This is a genomic window from Actinomadura gamaensis (assembly GCF_042652125.1).
Classification (GTDB): Bacteria; Actinomycetota; Actinomycetes; order Streptosporangiales; family Streptosporangiaceae; genus Spirillospora; species Spirillospora gamaensis.
Window position 1 is genome coordinate 126,190 of the sequence record NZ_JBHSIT010000003.1, and the last position, 18,622, is coordinate 144,811.

Annotated in this window: 15 protein-coding genes; 6 read left to right on the forward strand and 9 right to left on the reverse strand. The window is 71.7% G+C overall.

Annotated elements, in window-relative coordinates; translation table 11 throughout:
- Positions 1 to 58: 58 nt before the first annotated feature.
- On the reverse strand, positions 59 to 1,024 hold the full coding sequence (locus tag ACFPCY_RS11040; RefSeq protein ID WP_378253995.1) for an oxamate carbamoyltransferase subunit AllH family protein: 966 nt from the start codon (positions 1,022 to 1,024) through the stop codon (positions 59 to 61).
- A 206-nt stretch (positions 1,025 to 1,230) separates the two neighbouring features.
- On the opposite strand from ACFPCY_RS11040, the gene ACFPCY_RS43095 reads away from it, so the two are divergent.
- Together ACFPCY_RS43095 and ACFPCY_RS11055 are read left to right on the forward strand one after the other, a co-directional pair.
- On the forward strand, positions 1,231 to 3,816 hold the full coding sequence (locus tag ACFPCY_RS43095) for a PucR family transcriptional regulator ligand-binding domain-containing protein (RefSeq protein WP_417281562.1): 2,586 nt from the start codon (positions 1,231 to 1,233) through the stop codon (positions 3,814 to 3,816).
- Between the two features lie 107 nt (positions 3,817 to 3,923).
- Positions 3,924 to 5,372: a uracil-xanthine permease family protein gene (locus ACFPCY_RS11055; RefSeq protein WP_378253997.1), complete on the forward strand. Its 1,449-nt coding sequence runs from the start codon at positions 3,924 to 3,926 to the stop codon at positions 5,370 to 5,372.
- Positions 5,373 to 5,885: 513 nt separating this feature from the next.
- Here ACFPCY_RS11055 and ACFPCY_RS11060 read toward each other — a convergent pair.
- The 5 genes from ACFPCY_RS11060 to ACFPCY_RS11080 all read right to left on the reverse strand — a co-directional run bounded on the left by ACFPCY_RS11060 (position 5,886) and on the right by ACFPCY_RS11080 (position 10,812).
- Positions 5,886 to 6,734 carry a polysaccharide deacetylase family protein gene (locus ACFPCY_RS11060; protein WP_378253999.1) on the reverse strand — a complete coding sequence of 283 codons (849 nt, stop codon included), beginning with the start codon at positions 6,732 to 6,734 and terminating at the stop codon, positions 5,886 to 5,888.
- Between the two features lie 520 nt (positions 6,735 to 7,254).
- Positions 7,255 to 8,070 carry an ABC transporter permease gene (locus ACFPCY_RS11065; RefSeq protein ID WP_378254001.1) on the reverse strand — a complete coding sequence of 272 codons (816 nt, stop codon included), beginning with the start codon at positions 8,068 to 8,070 and terminating at the stop codon, positions 7,255 to 7,257.
- Positions 8,067 to 9,197, reverse strand: coding sequence for an ABC transporter ATP-binding protein (locus ACFPCY_RS11070; RefSeq protein WP_465251218.1), 1,131 nt, complete (start codon positions 9,195 to 9,197; stop codon positions 8,067 to 8,069). The genes ACFPCY_RS11065 and ACFPCY_RS11070 overlap by 4 nt, the downstream gene beginning before the upstream one ends.
- A gap of 524 nt (positions 9,198 to 9,721) precedes the next feature.
- Positions 9,722 to 10,096 (reverse strand): FKBP-type peptidyl-prolyl cis-trans isomerase, encoded by a 375-nt coding sequence (locus ACFPCY_RS11075; protein WP_378254003.1) that lies wholly within the window; start codon positions 10,094 to 10,096, stop codon positions 9,722 to 9,724.
- A gap of 104 nt (positions 10,097 to 10,200) precedes the next feature.
- The gene (locus ACFPCY_RS11080; RefSeq protein WP_378254005.1) at positions 10,201 to 10,812 is read right to left on the reverse strand and encodes a uridine kinase family protein; all 612 of its coding nucleotides are present in this window, start codon (positions 10,810 to 10,812) and stop codon (positions 10,201 to 10,203) included.
- Between the two features lie 388 nt (positions 10,813 to 11,200).
- On the opposite strand from ACFPCY_RS11080, the gene ACFPCY_RS11085 reads away from it, so the two are divergent.
- Positions 11,201 to 12,673, forward strand: a complete 1,473-nt coding sequence (locus tag ACFPCY_RS11085) for an acyl-CoA synthetase (RefSeq protein WP_417281563.1) — start codon at positions 11,201 to 11,203, stop codon at positions 12,671 to 12,673.
- A 326-nt stretch (positions 12,674 to 12,999) separates the two neighbouring features.
- On the opposite strand, the gene ACFPCY_RS11090 is transcribed toward ACFPCY_RS11085, so the two are convergent.
- Together ACFPCY_RS11090 and ACFPCY_RS11095 are read right to left on the reverse strand one after the other, a co-directional pair.
- Positions 13,000 to 13,326: a hypothetical protein gene (locus ACFPCY_RS11090; protein ID WP_378254007.1), complete on the reverse strand. Its 327-nt coding sequence runs from the start codon at positions 13,324 to 13,326 to the stop codon at positions 13,000 to 13,002.
- Between the two features lie 963 nt (positions 13,327 to 14,289).
- Positions 14,290 to 14,889, reverse strand: coding sequence for a TetR/AcrR family transcriptional regulator (locus ACFPCY_RS11095; RefSeq protein WP_378254009.1), 600 nt, complete (start codon positions 14,887 to 14,889; stop codon positions 14,290 to 14,292).
- A gap of 83 nt (positions 14,890 to 14,972) precedes the next feature.
- On the opposite strand from ACFPCY_RS11095, the gene ACFPCY_RS11100 reads away from it, so the two are divergent.
- The gene (locus ACFPCY_RS11100) at positions 14,973 to 15,614 is read left to right on the forward strand and encodes an NAD(P)-dependent oxidoreductase (RefSeq protein WP_378254011.1); all 642 of its coding nucleotides are present in this window, start codon (positions 14,973 to 14,975) and stop codon (positions 15,612 to 15,614) included.
- A 143-nt stretch (positions 15,615 to 15,757) separates the two neighbouring features.
- On the opposite strand, the gene ACFPCY_RS11105 is transcribed toward ACFPCY_RS11100, so the two are convergent.
- Positions 15,758 to 16,561 (reverse strand): carbon-nitrogen hydrolase family protein, encoded by an 804-nt coding sequence (locus ACFPCY_RS11105; protein ID WP_378254012.1) that lies wholly within the window; start codon positions 16,559 to 16,561, stop codon positions 15,758 to 15,760.
- 206 nt (positions 16,562 to 16,767) lie between these two features.
- Between ACFPCY_RS11105 and ACFPCY_RS11110 the strand changes: the two genes are divergently transcribed.
- Both ACFPCY_RS11110 and ACFPCY_RS11115 read left to right on the forward strand, forming a co-directional pair.
- Complete coding sequence (locus ACFPCY_RS11110; protein WP_378254014.1) at positions 16,768 to 17,706, forward strand: ABC transporter ATP-binding protein; 939 nt, start codon at positions 16,768 to 16,770, stop codon at positions 17,704 to 17,706.
- Positions 17,703 to 18,563, forward strand: a complete 861-nt coding sequence (locus ACFPCY_RS11115; RefSeq protein ID WP_378254016.1) for an ABC transporter permease — start codon at positions 17,703 to 17,705, stop codon at positions 18,561 to 18,563. The genes ACFPCY_RS11110 and ACFPCY_RS11115 overlap by 4 nt, the downstream gene beginning before the upstream one ends.
- The last annotated feature ends 59 nt before the right edge of the window (positions 18,564 to 18,622 follow it).

An 18,622-nucleotide genomic window follows, 5' to 3' on the forward strand; every position in this document is an offset into this window, starting at 1 on the left:
GCGGGGGTGCAGGTGGCAGGCGGCAGGCGGCAGTGGCCGGGCGCGGACGGAGGTGGGGTCAGCGGGCGGCGGGGAGGCGGGGGGTGGGGAGGTGTTCGGGGCTCGGGTGGGCGGTGGTGTTCCGGGTGGTGAGGGAGAGGGCGGCGCGGCAGCCCGCCAGGACGCCCCAGGCGAGGTCCGCGCCCGAGGTGTGGCCGACGGCGAGCAGGCGCCGGACGGCCGGGCCGGGCGGTTCGTGACCGGCGACGCCGCGCAGGACGGCCGCGACCTCGCCTCCCGCCTGTCCTTTCGCCGCGCAGTGCAGCAGTGTCGCGGCGAGCGCGGTCGTGCGGGTGTCGGCGTCCTCCACGACGGCGGCGCCGAGCCAGTCGGCGAGCCACACGGCGGCCCCGCCGCCGCGGACGGCCCGTCCGAGCAGGCGGGCCGCGACCAGCAGGCCCGCGAGGACGTCGTCGCCGCTCGGAGTGAGGCCGGGACCGAGGCCGACGATGCGTTCGGCCGCCTCGACCGCGCCGGCGAGGTCGCCGTCCGCGCAGGCCTCGGCGAGCTCCGCGGGGCCGCGATGTCCGGCGAGTCCGCCCACCGCGGCGGGTCCGGCGTCGCGGAGCGCGACCTCCAGGCCGCGAATCCCGTGCGCCAGGGACGCAGGGGACATACCGGCCAGAACCGGCGTCGGATCCCACCAGCGGCGGGCCTTGACGCGGAGCCCGCAGGTCTCGACGCGCCCCTCGCCGATCCACGCCTCGGCCCCCTCGCGGACGCGGGCGAACGGCCGGTCCCGCACCGGGACGACCAGCACCACCGCGTTCGGGAGCCGCACCGCGCCCTCGGCGACCACGGCCAGCACGCGAGGCTCCGGCACGCCTCTGACCTCGAGGTACATCGCTGCCGGGAACACCGCGATCACGCGCGCCGGACGGCGCGGTGCGTCCAGCAGCCGGCGCAGCGGGAGTGCCGCGGCGCCCGCCGGAGAGGGTCCCTGCCTGGCCGTCAGCCGCAGCGGTTCGCGGACCGGCACGCCCACCCAGCCTCCCGGGATTCGTCCCCCGCCCGCGACGTTGCGGGCCGAGCCTCTCGGCGACCGTAGACCGCCGTACGCGAGGGGCGTATGGGAAAAGCTGCCAAGACTGCTTGTCATGGTTCGTCTTTGTTGTCAGGGTTGATCGCGAAAACGGTAGCGATCGCGCCTCATCCGGCGATCGACGCACCAAAGGCGAGGTGACCCCTGGCATGAGTGACATCCGCGTGGAGGCGGGCCCACCGGCCCACCGTTTCGCGAGTACCGGCACCCTCACCCGTGGCCTGCCGGTCGGCGAGGTCCTCGAAGTCTCCGCTCTGCGCGGCGCGCGGCTCATCGCCGGACGCGCCGGACTCGGCCGCGTCGTCCAGCGGCTGAACGTGATGGAAGTCCCCGACATCCTGCCGTGGGTCAAGCCGAACGAGCTGCTGCTGACCACCGGGTACCCGCTGCGCGGCACCCCGGGCGGCCTCCCGGACCTGGTCGGCGGGCTGGACGAGCGCGGCGTCGCGGCGCTCGCGATCAAGCCCGGCCGCTACCTGGCCGAGCCGCCGCCGGAGATGATCGAGCAGGCCGACCGGCGCGGCTTCCCGCTGATCCTGCTCCCCGCCGACGTCGCGTTCGACGACGTCCTGAACCAGGTCCTGACCGACATCCTGAACCGGCAGGCCGCCGTCCTCGCCCGCACCGAGGAGGTGCACCGCGCGCTCGTGCAGACCGTCCTGTGCGGCGGTGGACTGCGCGAGGTGGTGGACGAGGTCGCCGCGCACCTCGGCGCGGTCGTCGCCGTCCTGGACGGCGAGCGCCGCGTCCTGGCGGCCTCCGGGACGGAAGAGCAGGTCAGGGCCGTCCGCGCGGTCGCCCTGCGCGGGGACGCGGCGATCGTCGCCGAGGGTGACCACGTGGTCGTCCCGGTCGTCGCGGGCGGCTTCGACCACGGCCGACTGATCGCGCACCGTCCGGACGGCGCGCTCGGCGAAGGCGCGCTCGGCATACTGGAACGCGCCGCGACCGTCGCCGCGCTCGTGCTGACCAAGCAGCAGGCCGTCGCCGCCGTCGAGAGCAAGTACCGCGCCGACTTCCTCCGCGACATCCTGGCCGGACGCGCCGGAGACGACGACCGCGTCATCGCGCACTGCTCCGGCTTCGGCTGGGACCTCGACCGTCCGGTCCTGGTCATCGTCGCTGAGCTGGACGGACGCCCGCGCCCGGCCGAACCTGAGCAGGCGTCGCAGGGACGTCCGACGCGTCCGGTCTCGGGCGATCCGCGCGCGCGTGCCCGTTCGGCGCCGGCGAAGCCTGAGCTGCACTCGGACCTCGCGTCCGCCGTGACGCCGCGTCCGGGAACGTCCCGAAAACCCGACGCCGCGCGCGCGGCTCTTGGCGAGGTGCCCGCTGCTTCAGAGATGGCCCGCGTGGACGCCTACGCCGATCTGACCTCGGCGAGCGACGCGTCGGCCGCCGTCTACACATCGGACACCCGTGTCCCCGTGGAGGTCACGGGCGGCACGGTGCGGCGCGCATCTACTGTTCGAGGACGGGCCGACGAAGAACCGAACACGATCGCTCGTACCGCGCTGGAAACGAACATCCCGGCAGCTTCCGAAACAAACGAAAGCGCGGCCGAGCTGGCGGGACGGACCGCGAAGGGACGAGCGAACGACACGAACACGTCTGCTCGTTCGGCCGAGGCAATCGAAACCGGACAGCCGACGCACAAGGCAACCGAAGCGCCTGCCTCGGCGCAGACCAGCAGAGCTGCGAATGGCACGCACGACGACGCAGGACGCGCAGGCCGCCGCCCCGCCGAAGCAAGCGCTCTAGGACGTCCCAGTGACGCCGACAATCCTGGACATCCAGGTGACGCGGGTGGCGCGAGCTATGGCGCGAGCGGCGCAGGCGGTCCCGTCCGCGGCATGGGCGATGTGAACATTCCCGCACGTGGCGCAGGTGATTCGGGCCGTGGCGCAGGCGATGCGGGCGGCCCGGGCCGGGGCGGGGCCGAGGTGGCCGGCTCGGGACGTGGTGTTGGCGAGATGGGCGCGGCCGGGCGCGGGACTGCGGAGGGAGCTGGCCGTCGAGGGGTGTCCGGCGCGCGCGGGGCCGGTCGGCCCAGCGGCGGCGGGGTTCGCGGCGGGCGGGGGGCCGAGGAGCGGGCGGCCCAGGAACGGCTCGCGGCGGCGTGGGCCGCGGCGGTGCGGCGGCATGACCGGGGCGCGGCCGTGGCGAGCTTCGCGCACGAGGTGGTCGCCGTGGTCGGCGCGGACGGGGACGACCCGGACATGGACGGTGGACCGGTCCACACCCTGGTCAAGGAGGCCACCGCGCTGTTCGCCGAGCACTCGTCCGTCCGCCGGACGTTCTCGACCGGCATCAGCCGGACGGTCATGTCGCCGTCCCGGCTGCCGGAGGCGTACGAGCAGGCGCTGAAGTCCGTCCGGGTCGGGCGGCAGTTGCACGGCGACGGCGCGCGGGCGCACTTCGACCAGCTCGGGGTGTACCGGTTGCTCAGCCTCGTCCCGGATCCGGAGGAGTTGCACGCGTTCGTCCGTGAGACGCTCGGTGACCTGGCCGCCGACGACGAGCCGGAGCTGGTGGACCTGCGCCGGACGCTCCAGGTGCTCCTGGAGACCAACCTCAACGTGGCCGAGACCGCCCGGCGGCTCCACTTCCACTACAACACGCTGCGTTACCGCATCGGAAAGCTGGAGCGGCTGCTCGGACCGTTCACCGAGGACGCCCACCTTCGCCTGAACCTGACGCTGGCCCTGCACGTCCTGCGGATGCGGGGAATCTAGCGGCCGCGCGCGGGCCCCGGCCGCTGCGCCACCCCCGGTGGTGCGCGGCCGGGCTCGCTGCGGCATTCTCGTTCACGTAGCGTAAACGAGAATTTCAGGAGTTCTGGATGGTGTTCGGCTGGAAGGTGCACGGCGACGGGAAGACGCCGCCGCCGGGAGAGGTCGTCCGCCCGGACGAGCGGCTGTCCTGGCCGCGCACCGCGGGCATCGGGGCCCAGCACGTGGTGGCGATGTTCGGTGCCACGTTCGTGTTCCCCGTGCTCATGGGGCTGGACCCCAACCTGGCGATCATGATGTCCGGCATCGCCACCATCCTGTTCCTGCTCATCACGAGCGGGAAGGTGCCGTCCTACCTGGGATCGAGCGCGTCGTTCGTCGGGGTCGCGGCGGCGATCCGCGCGGCGGGCGGGGACTCGGGGACGGTCACGGGCGCGATCCTCTGGGTCGGCGTGGCGCTGCTCGCGGTCGGGCTGGTGATCCACTTCCTCGGGCCGAACGTGCTGCACGCCGTCCTGCCGCCGGTGGTGACGGGCGCGGTGGTCGTGCTGATCGGTTTCAACCTCGCGCCCGTCGTCGCGAACGCCTACTGGCCGCAGGACCAGTGGGTGGCCGTCGCGACCATGGCGTTCGCCGTGCTCAGTGCTGTTCTTCTGCGCGGTTTCTGGGCACGGATCAACGTTCTGCTCGCGCTCGTGTTCGGGTTCGCGCTGTCGTGGGTGCTGGACAAGACGGCGGGCAAGGTCACCTCCGTCCAGTCGGGCAAGCACCTGCTGGACGCGGCGGGCCACCCGTGCCCGAAGGAGGGCCCGTACTGCATCGCGACCGCCTTCCCGCACGACCGCGTGGACCTCTCGGCGGTGAAGTCGGCCGACTGGCTCGGCCTGCCGCACCTGCACGGCCCGAACTTCAAGATGTCCGCGATCCTGCTGGCGCTGCCCGTGGTGATCGCGCTGATCGCCGAGAACACCGGCCATGTGAAGGCCGTCGCCGCCATGACCGGGGACGACCTGGACCCCTACCTCGGCCGCGCCCTCGCCGCCGACGGCTTCACCACCGCCCTCGCGACGGCGGCCGGCGGCGCGCCGACGACGACCTACTCGGAGAACATCGGCGTCATGGCCGCGACGCGCATCTACTCGACGGCCGCCTACTGGGTCGCCGCCGTCGTGGCGATCGCGGTCGGGTTCGTCCCGAAGTTCGGCGCGCTGGTCGCGGCGATCCCGGGCGGCGTGCTCGGCGGCATCACGGTCGTCCTGTACGGGATGATCGGCCTGCTCGGCGCGAAGATCTGGGTCGAGAACCGGGTGGACTTCGCCGACCCGGTCAACCTCGTCCCGGTCGCCGCCGGACTGATCCTCGCCATCGGCAACGTGACGCTGAAGATCACTGACGACTTCCCGCTGCAGGGCATCGCGCTCGGCACGGTCGTGCTGCTGCTGGGTTACCACGTGCTGAACGCGGTGGTGAAGCGCCGCTCGCCGGCCGACACGGGCGGCGGCCTGATCGCCCCGATGGAGACGGAGATCGGCGGCGACGTCCGCCGGACCGTCGAATAGCTGAGCGCTGGCGGGGTTGTCTCGGGGAGCGGGGGACCTCAACCCCGCCAGCGTGTGAACCCTAGTGCTCCTCCACGCACCCGCTCAGCGCAATCGCGAATCGTCCGGATAAGCGGCACTACCTGCGCATTGTTCAACGCCGCGTTCACTCGCTCGGCCACTCCGCCCCGACGCCCCGCCCCAGCGCGTTGGACACCGTCCATCGGTCATGATCAGTTGGTCACGCCGTGCTCGAACGCGATCGGACGCGCGTGAGTTGAGCGAAGCGAGCAAACGATAGAGGCGCAGGAGCGCCGCGGAGGGGACGAGGAAGCGCTGCGGGTGAGGCTGCACAGGTGGACAGCGCGGCAGAACGTGGCGCGGCTCCGAACCGCCCAGGCGGACGCAGCGCGGCCGGGCACTGCGGAGGACGCAGCGCGGCCAGGCAGCTGCGCAGGTGGTATGGAGTGGTTCGGGACTGCGCAGGCGGACGCAGCGCGGCCGGGCACCTGTGCAGGTGGCGTGGCGGGGGAGTTAGGAGGTGGGGGCGTCGGGGGCTTCGCCGCCGAGGGAGCGGGGGATGTAGTTCTGGACGGCGGCTGGGCGGAAGCCCTGCTGGCGGATCCATCCGAGGAGCATCCGGAACTCTCCGGCCAGGCCCTTCCGGTAGTGCATCAGGACGATGTCGCCGGGGCGGAAGCCCTTGCCGAGGCCGTCTCCGCGAGCGAATCCGTTGAAACCGACGCCGGGGCCGGTCGTTCCGTTGTAGAACTCGGCCGTCCAGGTGAGGATCGACTTGATCCCGCACGCCTTCGCGGCCTGCCTGGTTGCGGTGTTGTACGACCCGAACGGCGGTCGGAAGATCTCGGGGCGGCGTCCGTACTGCGTGGCGATGGTGTCGGACGACTGGCAGATCTGCCGCTGCTGGGCGTCCGGTGACAGCGTCTTCATGTCGGGGTGCGTGACGGTGTGGTTCTCCATCCGCGAACCCGCGTTGCGCAGGGCCCAGAAGTACTGGCCGTGCCCTCGGACGTACGTCGTCGTCAGGAAGGTGAGGATCGGCACCTTCTCGTTCCGGACGATGTTGACGAACTCCGGGTCGTACTCGTAGCCGTCGTCGATCGTCAGGAACACGACGCGGTCCTGGGTGTCGATCTTGCTGATCACGGGCGGCAGGCCGTCGGCGGACGGCTTCGGCGGATTCCAGGAACCGGGCTTCGGGTGCTCCCACTGGTGATCCGCGAGCGCGGCCGTCAGGTCGGCTCGCGTGTCGGCGCCTCCGCCGTCCCCGGACGGCAACGCCGAGGCGGCGGGCCAGATCCCGACCGCGATTCCGAGCACGGCCGCCACCGCCGTGTACCCCTTCGGCACACCCCCGCGCATCCCGCGTCCCCCGTGATCGTGCTGTCTGACGAACAAGAACGGACATATCTGATCACGTCCGCCCATCAACTGAGACATCGACGCGCGCCCGCGTTGCACACCTGTGTCCGAACTCTCCTCGCCCGCACAAAGGTGCAGGAGTCGCGCAAACGCGCAGCCCGCGAGATCGCACGTCCAAATGTTCGCGGTGAGCAGTCGAACAGGACGTTCGCCGACCTCGAAGCGGTGGCTGGGCAAGGGCAGGGGCCCGTTCGGTTACGGCCCGAGGCCGCAGGCCGTCCGCTCAGTGACCGAACACGCTCGCGCACACAACTGCCGATGCGCGAACGACACGGAGACGGGCACGGGCACGGGCACGGACGCGGGCGGCGCAGATCACCGACGTTCCCTTGGGGACCGTGCTGCTACTCGAAGGGGTGCCCAGGAAGCGTCCCTGACCGGACGACCACGATGGTCGCTTCGTGGCATGGGCCGGAAAGGGGAAGGGGCACCCCGGCCAGGCGGTCCGTGAAGGGGAGGGTCAGGCGTCTCGCCATTGGAAGATCACGAAAGCGGCGGCCAGCAGGATGACCGTGTACAGCGCGAACACGCCGATTCCGGTCCAGGGGGACAGCATGTCCGCCGACGGGCGGGTGCCCATCACGGCGCCGCCGGCGTTGGACGGCAGTAGCTTGCGGATCGTCCGGCCGAAGTCGCCCGGGAGGAACGAACCGATGATCGGCAGGACGAACAGCAGGCCGAGGACGGTCGTGACCGATCCGGCTGTGTGTCGCAGCAGCGTCCCGACCGCCAGGGCGAGCAGCGCGATGAGGGTCAGGTAGAGCCCGCCGCCGATCACCGCGCGCAGCACGCCGTCGTGACCGAGGCCCTCGTCGAGGTGCTTCCCGGAGAAGATCAGCTGGGAGAGGAAGTACGCGGCGAACGACACGACCTCGCCGACCACGAGCACCACCAGGCCGAGCACCAGCGCCTTCGCGGCCAGCAGGCGGGGACGGCGCGGAACGGCCGTGAGCGATGTCCGGATCATCCCGGTCGCGTACTCGCCGGTGACGACGAGCACGCCGAGCACCCCGAACGCGACCATCCCGAAGTTGATCCCGACCAGCCCGTAGGCGGCCGGGTCGAACTGGGCCCGGTCGTGCGGGGTCAGCCGGTCGAACGTGGACACGAAGAACGAGGCCAGCAGGACGCTCAGCCCGATCGTGACGACGATCCCGGCGAGCAGCGTCCAGAACGTCGAGCGGACGGTGCGGATTTTGATCCACTCGGCGGCGACCGCGTCGATGAACGAGGCCGGACGGTGCGTGGCGCCCGTCTTCCCGCTGGTCGCCGTCATGGTCGTCCTCCGTTCCACATTCCGGTCGGTCCGGCGGGCGGCGGGCCGGATTCTGGACGTTCGTCAGATCGCGTATCGGACGCGTGCGTCCCGTCCGATTCGGAGTCGTAGGGCATGTCCGGGGGCGGAGGCGCGGGAAACGGCGGCGGCAGCGGGTCGGGATCTGGGGCGCCGGACGAGGTGGACGGCGAAGAAGCGGCGTCCGTGAGGACATGGCCGGGCGCGCCGCCAGCGTGGTACTCGACGGTGTCGCCGGTGAGGCGCATGAACGCCTCCTCCAGCGAGGGCTGGACGGGAGAGAGTTCGTGCAGGCGGATGCCGTTGTCGGCGGCGACGTCGCCGACGGACGCCGGGGAAGCGCCGTGAACGCGGAGCGAACCGTCCGAATCGACCTCGACGCGCCAGTCGTGCCGCGCGAGCAGCGGCCCGAGCTCGCCGAGCTGCGGGGAGCGGACCTTCACGTGGCTCGTCGCGTTGGTGTCGATGAACTCCTGGACGGACGTGTCGGCGAGGATCCTGCCGCGTCCGATCACGACCAGGTGGTCGGCGGTGAGCGCCATCTCCGACATGAGGTGGCTGGACACGAACACCGTCCGGCCCTCCCGGGCCAGGCTCCGCATCAGCGTGCGGATCCACAGGATGCCTTCCGGGTCCAGGCCGTTCACCGGCTCGTCGAACATGAGGACGGCCGGGTCGCCGAGCAGCGCGCCCGCGATGCCGAGCCGCTGCCCCATGCCGAGCGAGAACCCCTTGGCGGGCTTCTTCGCGACCGCGCGCAGGCCGACCAGCTCCAGCACCTCGTCCACGCGGCGGGTCGGGATGCCGTTGCTGCGCGCGAGGCAGCGCAGGTGGTTGTAGGCGCTGCGCCCGCCGTGCACGGCCTTCGCGTCGAGGAGCGCGCCGACCTCGCGCAGCGGCGCGCCGAGCCCGGAGTAGGGGACGCCCGCGACCGCGACCGTCCCGTCGGACGGCCGGTCGAGGCCGAGGATCATGCGCATCGTGGTCGACTTGCCCGCGCCGTTCGGCCCGAGGAATCCGGTCACGTGCCCGGGGCGCACCGTGAACGTCGCGTGGTCGACCGCCGTCTTCTCGCCGAACCGCTTCGTCAGCCCCCGGGCCTCGATCATGCAGGGCTGATACCGACGCATTCCGTGCCGGAAACGGCGACGGCGGGCACCCGAAGCAGGATTTCACTCCGGGATTGCCCGCCGTTGGAACGCCTGTCGAGGGGGTTTCGGACCCCTGCCCGCGCGTAGCTTCCGGACCTCGCATCCATGGGGCTCACTCTCGGCGCCCCGCGGACGCCGGGCGCGGGGAAGGCTTGGCGATGTGAGGTTCGAGCCCCGCGCGCAGGCATCAGGGTCATGCGCTCGCTGAGTTCCGGCCTCACGCACGCGAGTTCCGGCCCGCCTTAACGTGGGTTCGGGCGCGGAACTTCGGACTCCCGGCGTCCGGGAGCCTCAGGCCTCGGCGTCCGAAAGGCGTCCGTCCCCCGGCGTACGGGGGCGTTCGAACTCGGCGTCCGAGAGGCGTCCGTTCCCGGCGTCCGAGAGACGTACGTACGTCCCCGGCGTACGGAAGGCGTCCGGCCTCGACGTCCGAGGGGCGTTCTAGCCCGGCGTGCGGGGGGCGTTCGACCTCAGGGGGCGGGCTAGCTCACGCCGACGAGGTCCACGACGAAGATCAGGGTCTCGCCCGGCTTGATCGCGGGGGACGGGCTGCGGTCGCCGTAGGCCAGGTGGGGCGGGATGACCAGCTTGCGCCGGCCGCCGACCTTCATGCCCTGGATGCCCATGTCCCAGCCCTTGATGACCCGGCCCTTGCCGAGCGGGAAGTCGAACGGGGCGCCGCGGTTCCAGGACGCGTCGAACTCCTCGCCGGTCGAGAAGGACACGCCGACGTAGTGCGCGGAGACGGTCGAGCCCTTCGTGGCCTCCGCGCCGTCCCCGACCTTGATGTCGGTGATCTCCAGGTTCTGCGGGGGCTGGCCCTCGGGGAATTCGATCTCGGGACGTTCAAGCGCCATCGGCTGGCTCCACCCGTCTGCTCATGTGAATACGGACCCGGTCAGCCTAGTGGCCCGTCGAGGCCGATCTCACCGGTTGCGGCCCTCCGGCCTCGCGGTACGCGTCACGTCCGGGTCGGCGCGTCGGTGGCGCGGAAGGCCGGACCCGCGACGGCCGTCCCGTCCACGAAGAGGTCGACGCGATCCCGGGTGCGGTCGGACGCGAAGTGGCGGTATTCGATTTCGGCCCATTCGTCCCAGGCGTCCGCGTAGGCGAGGCCGTCGCGCTGGAGGGCGCGGGCCCGACGCAGGTCGCGCGGCGCGTCCACCCAGATCCGGAACGCGGCGGGCGAGCCGCGCCAGGCCGCGCCGACGCCCTCGACGACCAGCGCCCCGGCGGGCGGGATCTTTTCGGACGGCCCGTACTCGTCGCGGTGCCAGTCATATCGGCGCAGATGGCCGGGGTTTCCTGCGACGAGCGGCGCGAGGACGTCCCGCTCGAACGGCGGCCACCAGGTCAGCGGGTCGGCGTCCCACGGCACGCGGAAGTCGTCCGACCGGATGAGCGGCACGCCGTCCCCGAGCGCCGCAGCGAGCCTCGGCGCGAAAGTGGACTTTCCGGACCCGCTCGGCCCGTCCACGGCGACGAGCCGCACCGGGCCCGCCGAGGGAGGCAGCGCGCGCAACCGCGCGGCCAGGGCCGGGTAGGTCGTCGGGTCGTCCGTCACGGACGGCATACTTCCAGCAGATGCCGGATGATCCCGCATCGCGGGACACCCTTTGCCGGGTGTTTCCGTCCTCTCCGGACCGAGTCGACGCGCGTCTTCCGCCCGTCCTCCCGGCCCGGCCCGAAGCGAAGGGACGCGCCCGATGGACCTGCCCGGCGACCCCCGTCCGAAGGACTCGCTCGGCAACCCGGAAGAGGCCCTTTCCGGCGGACACGGCCCGCTGGACCCGCCCGGCCAACCCCACTCACCGGAACCGCCTGCCGAAGGCGGTCCGCTGGAACCGTCGAACGAAACTCCTCCACCGGACACGCCGGACCGAGCCAGTGCGGCGAATTCGTCTGGCGCTGCTCGTTCTTCGGATGCGCAGGATCGAGTCGGTGCAGGTCGTCCGCTGGATCTGCTCGGCGGACCTCGACGGGACCAACTGGGACAGCCGGCGATCACCGTGGCCGGACGCACTCTGTCCCGCCCGGGGCTGTACGCCTGGTCGGTCGCCGTCGCCGAGGAGATCCGGGACGCGCGCGCCGTCGCCGTGCACGCGACCGCTTCGCTGGAGACCATCGTCGCGGTCGTGGCGGGGCTGTCGGCCGGGATCCCGGTGGTGCCGCTGCCGCCGGACTCCGGGCCGGACGAGCGTGCCCACATCTTGCGCGATTCGGGCGCGACGCACCTGCTGGGCACGAGCGACACCGTCATCGAAGGGCCGGATGTCCCGCCGCTCGTCGCCGTCGATCGGCTGCGTCCGCCCGGGAATCCCGAGGGCCTCAGCTCCGCGGCAGCGCCTGGTCGGGCGGACGTCGCGCGCACCGAGCGCACCTCGGCCCTCCCCGGAACGGACGCCGGATCGACGGCGTTCATCCTGTACACGAGCGGGACGACCGGCGCGCCCAAGGGCGTCCTGATCTCGCGTGCGGCGGTCGCCGCCGGGCTGGACGCGTTGGCCGAGGCGTGGGAGTGGACGTCGTCCGATGTCGTCGTGCACGGCCTGCCGCTGTTCCACGTGCACGGACTGGTGCTGGGCGTGCTGGGGCCGCTCCGGGTCGGGTCGCGGCTCGTCCACACCGGACGTCCGACGCCACAGGCCTACGCGGACGCGGCACGGGCCGGGGGAACGCTGTTCTTCGGCGTGCCGACGGTGTGGTCACGGATCACCCGCGACGCCGAGGCCGCTTCGGCCCTGCGCAGCGCGCGGCTCCTGGTGTCAGGGAGCGCGCCGCTGCCGGTTCCCGTCTTCGAGCGGCTCGCGGAGTCGACCGGCCACCGTCCGGTCGAACGGTACGGGATGACCGAAACCCTGATCACCGTGAGCGCTCGGGCGGACGGTGAGCGCGTCCCGGGCTCGGTCGGCTTTCCGCTGCCCGGCGTCCGTACCCGCCTGGTGGGCGAGGACGGCGCTCCGGTGCCGTCCGACGGCGAGACGCCCGGCGAGCTCGAAGTCTCGGCGCCGACCGTCTTCGACGGCTATCTCGGACGCCCGGAGGCCACGTCCGAGTCGTTCACGGCGGACGGCTGGTTCCGGACGGGCGACATAGCGGTCATCTCACCGGACGGCCGCCACCGCATCGTCGGGCGCGCGTCCACCGATCTGATCAAGAGCGGCGGCTACCGGATCGGCGCGGGCGAGGTGGAGAACGCGCTGCTGGCGCACCCGTCCGTCCGTGAGGCCGCCGTGATCGGCGTCGCCCACGAGGATTTGGGCGAACAGGTCACCGCCTTCGTCGTCGCGGACGAGGGTGTCCGCGAGAAGGACCTGACCGATTTCGTGGCCGAGCATCTTTCTGCGCACAAACGCCCTCGCGTCGTCCATCTGGTGGAAAGCCTTCCGCGGAATGCGATGGGCAAGGTCGTGAAAACGCAACTGCCTCGCTGAGTCGCGTGACAGGTCGTTCCCGCCTCGGTTTCCGCAGTCGGTCCCTGCTGGAAACCGAGGCGTCGCTGAGTGGTTCAGCGCCCCAGGAGCGCTCATGCTTCGACCAGGTGAGCGACCTGCAGCGAAAGCTACAGCAAAAGCGAAGACTCTCAGGACGACACTTTTTCCTAGACGGCTCCAGACCAAAGGCGGCAACCTGTGATCTCTGGCACGGCCCGGTACGAAATGTGAAGTGTGAGCGCGGCATTTCGAGTCGCGTTGGCCGTGCTGCGCGCGTCGGCCGCGTCGGGGTGCGCTGGCGCGCGTCGCTGCTCGGCGAAGCTCGATCAGGTGCTCGATGCGGGCGGGAGGGTGAGCGTGACGGTCGGGCCGTCGGCGGTGACCTGCACATGGTCGCGGAGCCGTGACTTGGGAGCCTCCGACGCGCACCATCCGCTCGGGCCTTCGAAACGGCAGTGGAGCGCGCCGTTCCGAGCCCACACGTGGACGGACGCCAAGCCGCCGGAGCGCACGGGATGAGACTCGATGAGCCGTCCGGCGACCTCTCCCGCAGCGATCACCAGCATCGCCGCGCGGTTCCCGATCACGCCGTACCGAGCCGCCTCGCCCGCCACGAAACCGCAGACGACGAGCAGGTCGTTCCGAAACGACATCGACCGACCTTCCGCCTCCCTCTTCGCCTCCGCTTCTGCGGGAGCGACCGGGTAAGGAACATTCGAAGAAGCGATCGCGCTTTCGAACGTCGGCGTGTTCGTGTCCGATTGTTTGCGCGTTCGGTGGGGCGTGCCCGTCCGTGACGAATCTTCCGTCCGGGACTGTGGCACCGGGGGGAGCGGACCGTCCGCGCGGGCCGGCGCGTCCGTGAAAGACGGATTGTCGGGACCGGCCGAAGGCCTCCGGAAGGACGAGGCGTCGGTCCTCGGGGAGCCGTGCTGCTGTTTCGGAACCGCTGGATTCTGGACGGTGTCGGGCGTCGGCCTGCGAGGCGTACCCGTCCGGCCCGGCGGGGGCGAGGAGCGGTCGGACTCGCCGTACGGTGCCTCCATCTCCGTCCGGTTCCCTCCACTGGACGACGCATCGGTCCTCGGCACGAGGCTAGCGAGGTCACGGAGCGAGGTCGCGCCGAACCCCCTTTTCGATCGACGGAATCATTCTTACCAGCAAGAACGTACCGGACGCTCCGGAAGCCTTCACGCACCGTAACCGCAAGGCCGGGTAGTGGACGACAAGCGCGCATACCGGCCGAGCCCGTCGCCCCGCCCCTCCCGCGCTCATCCGCAGAGCGAGGCACCGTCCGGTTCGACGTCGAGAACCCCGGGTCCGGTAACGACCGCTCACAGGCCTTCGCGCCGTAGGGTTGCGGCGAATCGCTGTCCTCCGAGGACGGGCCGATATGCGCCGGTCGCCGGCCCAATGCTCCCTTCGGTAATTGGTTTCAGCGTCCGACGATCTAAGCAGACAGAATGCGCGGCAATCGGCCGGCCGGTGTTCGATCCGGCCGCCTCCGGCGCGCATGTGCATCCGGCGCGCCCGAAGGTTCTGACCAGGCGTTTCGAAAGCAAGTTCAAGCAGTCGTCCACCCGTTGCGCTCGCCGCGCCACTCGCGGGAAAGCGCCTTAGTCGACCCGTCCTGGCGGCTTGGGGAGCAGGGCGGGAAGGAGCGGGCGGACGAGGCGGGCGGCATCCTCCTCGGCCGGTTCGGGGCCTTCCGGCCCGGAGGTGAAGAAGAGCAGGAAGCCCTGTTGGAACGTCGCGCCGACGAGGAGCGCGGCGACGGACGAGGCGTTCGCGTCAGCGCGGACGCGGCCGAGCTTGATCTCCGCGTCCAGGTACGCGGCGACACGCGCGATCGGCTCCTGCGGACCCGCGCCGTACTTGGCCAGGGATTCGCGGGTCGCGGCCATGACGCGAGGCTGGGCCAGCATCCCCGCCATCATCGGGAAGGCCCTCCGGTAGAAACGCAGCCCGCCGTGCACGGTGGCGACGAGGTTCTCGGGGACGGTGCCGTCGCCCGGAGTGAGTCGATGGGTGAACGGCGGCATCCGCTCGCGCAGGACGCACAGCATGAGCTCTTCCTTGTCGCGGAAGTGCTTGTACAGCAGCGCCTCGGAGCAGCCCGCGACCCGGGCGATCTCCTTCGTCGTGGCCTCGGCGAGCCCGCGCGTCCGCATGATCTCGGCGAGGGCGTCGAGCAGGCGCTCGCGAGCGGTCGTCATTCTCGGGGACCCCCTTGACAGGTGAGTGAGTGCTTACCCACTCTAGAGGTGAGTGAGCGTTTACTAACCCCAGGGGGAATCACATGAAGCTCACGATCTTCGGGGCGAGCGGCGGCACCGGGACGGCCGCCTACCGCGAGGCGCTCAAGCGAGGTCACCAGGTCACCGCCGTCGTCCGGGACGCCTCGCGCCTTCCCGACGACCTCCGCGACCGTGCCGGCGTCCTCGTCGCGGACGTCATGGACCCGGCGGCCGTGGAGCCCGCCGTCCAGGGCCGCGACGCCGTCCTGTCCTGCCTCGGCACCCGCACCGGCCGCGCCCCGACCACCGTCTGCACCGACAGCGCGACGTCCATCATCGAGGGCATGCGCGCCGCCGGAACCCGCCGCCTACTGGTGATCAGCGCCACCGCGCCCTACCCCGACCCCGGCGACGACACGCTGAGCCGCCTCCTCGTGAAGCCACTGGTCAGCCGCATCTTCGCCGAGCCCTACAAGGACCTGCTCCAGGCCGACCACCTGGTGGAGAACGCGACCGACATCGACTGGACCATCGTCCGCCCGCCCCGCCTCCAGGACGGCCCGCCGCGCGGCACCTTCCGCCTGGGCCTGGACCGCACCCCACCCCGCGCCCGCACCATCCGCCGCGCCGACCTCGCCAACGCCATGCTCGACCTGGCCGACGACCCCGCCTCCATCCACCACGTCGCCTGGGTAACGTCCTAGCCGACCCGCCACCCCACCCCCGCACCCCCCGCGCCATGCCGCGCACCTTGGCGGATGTCTGTCGGGGGACGAGGGCGGTTGCGCGCTCGCCGATGTCGGGCGGGTGCGCCGGGGGCAGCTTTCCCAGGTTCGGGGGCGGGCGGTCAGAGGATGTCGCGGCGGCGGTGGGAGAGGGACGGGAGCGTCTCGCGGACTCGGGACGTGAGGGACGGGTCCAGGTCGAGGACGCGGACGGTCGGAAAGGGCCCCAGGTCGGCCAGGACGGTGCCCATAGGGTCGATCAGGCTGCTTCGGCCGACGCCGCCGGGGAGGCCGCGCGGGGGTCGGGTGCGGTCGGGGGCTTTGTCCACGGCGACGACCCACGCGGTGTTCTCGATGGCCCGCGCGCGCACGAGGGTCGTCCAGTGTTCTTCCTTGAAGACGCCCTGCGCCCAGGCGGCCGGGATGACGAGGATGTCGGCGCCCTCGTCCACCAGGGCCCGGGCCAGTTCGGGGAAGCGGACGTCGTAGCAGGTGATGATGCCGAGGCGCGCGCCGGCCAGGTCCATGACGACCGGCCGGTCACCGGGCGCGACGCGTTCGGACTCGCGGTCGCCGAATGCGTCGTAAAGATGCAGTTTGCGGTAGGAACCGACCATCTCGCCCGTGTCGGAGATGCCGACGACGGTGTTGTAGACGCGTCCGTCCGACGTGGGTTCGAAGACGCCGACGACGACGTTCACCCGGTGTTCGCGCGCGGCGTCGCGGACGGCGCTGACCCACGGGCCGGTCACAGGTTCGGCGGCCTCGGCGAGATCGTTGCCGAAGCGGATCTGCGCGGCCTCCGGAAGGACGGCGAGGTCGCAGCCGCCGGGTGTGGACGCGGCCTCGGCGATCGCCGCCAGGACGCGGTCCAGGTTCTCCTTGGGATCGTCCCCGACTTCGATCTGACACAGAGCCACGCGCATGCCCCCATTCTGCCCGGATCGCACGCCGACATGTCACGTGCCACGCCCGGCGAGTCCAAGGCCCGGACTCGCCGCCCGAAAGGAACCGCGCGACCTCCGTGACGTGCGGATATGACACGTGTCATCCGGATCGCCTGACGTCCGCCCGCGGGACCGGTGACGGCTGCGCCTACCGGCCCGGACCGGCCGCTCGCGACCCTGGGAACATGGAGATCACAGCAGCGGACGGGGTGGCCGTCCGCGTCCGGGAGCTGCGGCAGCGGTACGGGGAGTTCGAGGCCGTGGCGGGCGTGTCGTTCGACGTGGCGCACGGGGAGCTGTTCGCGCTGCTCGGCACGAACGGCGCCGGGAAGACCACCACGATGGAGACGCTCGAAGGGCATCGGGCCGCGCACGCCGGGGAGGTGCGGGTGCTGGGCCGCGACCCGTACCGGGACCGCCGGGACGTCCGGCCGAGGCTCGGGATCATGCTGCAGGAGGGCGGGTTCTTCGCCGACCTGACGACGGCCGAGACCATCGACCACTGGCGCGGGTTCGTCCCGGATCCGCGTCCGCGCGACGAACTGCTCGAACTGGCCGGGCTGCGCGAGCAGGCCCGGGTGCGGACACGGCAGCTCTCCGGCGGGCAGAAGCGCCGCCTCGATCTCGCGCTCGCCCTCGCCGGCCGACCCGAAATCCTCTTTCTGGACGAGCCGACCACCGGCATGGATCCCGAGGCCCGGCACGCCACCCGCCGGACGGTCGCCGAGCTCGTCCGGGACGGCCTGACCGTCCTGCTCACGACGCACTACCTGGAGGAGGCCGAGCTGCTCGCCGACCGCCTGGCGATCATGCACCGGGGGCGGATCGTGGCGTCCGGCACCGTCGCGGAGGTCGTCGGAGGGCACGGCGACCGGGTCCGGTTCCGCGTCCCGGCCGGGCTTCCGGTCGCGGACCTGCCGCTGCTGCGCGGGGTCGCCGCCGGAATCGAGGTGGACGCCGGGCACGCCACCGCCACCTACACCCTCCCGCCGGACGACCTGCAAGCCGGCGTCTACGGCCTGCTGCGCTGGGCGGACGAACGCGGCCTCACGCTGTCCGGCCTGCGCGTCGACAGCGCGTCCCTGGAGGACGTCTTCCTCAGCACGGCGGGAGCACCGTCATGATCACCGAATCCGGACCGCGCCGCGACCGCCGCCTCGCAAGGTCTCCGTGGCCTCGCCCCGGCATTCGCAGGGAGCATCTGATCCGCGTCGCGGGTCTCGACGCGACCCTGCTCTGGCGGAACCGGACCGCCCTGTTCACCACGATCGGCCTGCCGCTCCTGTTCGTCGGGATGCTGTTCCCGATGCGCGGCCAGCGGATCCAGGGCGTGGACGCCGCGCTCCTCCAGGGCACCGGCCATCTGGCGTTCTTCCTGCTCTTCGCCGTGTTCATGAACCTTGCGACGGTGTTCACCACGCGCCGTGAGGACGGCACGCTCAAGCGGCTGCGCGGCACGGCGCTCAGCGACGCGGAGATCCTCGGCGGGAGCGTTTTGACCGCGACCGTCCTGTACGCGGCGCAGGTGCTGGTACTCGCCATCGTCCTGGCCACGGCGCTCGGCGGCCGGATCCCGGCCGACCCGATTCTCCTGCTCGCCGGGCTGACCTGGGGCGTCGTGGTGTTCGCATTGATCGCGTTCCTCGTCTCCGGGATCACCCCGAACGCCGAACTGGCGCAGCTGACCGTCCTGCCGGTCATGTTCGCTTGCATGGCGGGAGCCGGAGTGATGTTCCCGCTCGGTGAATTGCCCCAGATTGTGCAGCAGCTCCTGCGTGCGCTGCCGCTGACACCGGTCGTCGAGATCGTCCGCACCGGCTACTTCGGACGCGACTTCACCGCTCACGGCGTCGCGCCCACCGTCGGCATCGGCGGCGGCTGGATCGCCTGCCTTCCGTCCTTCGCGATCCTCGCCGTCTGGACGGGCGTGGGCCGCTGGCTGGCCGAACGCCGCTTCCGCTGGGAACCCCGTCGCTCCTGACCTCCGCGCCACCGGGACTCCGCCGCCGTCCACCCCGCGGCCCTGCCCTGGCGCCGCCC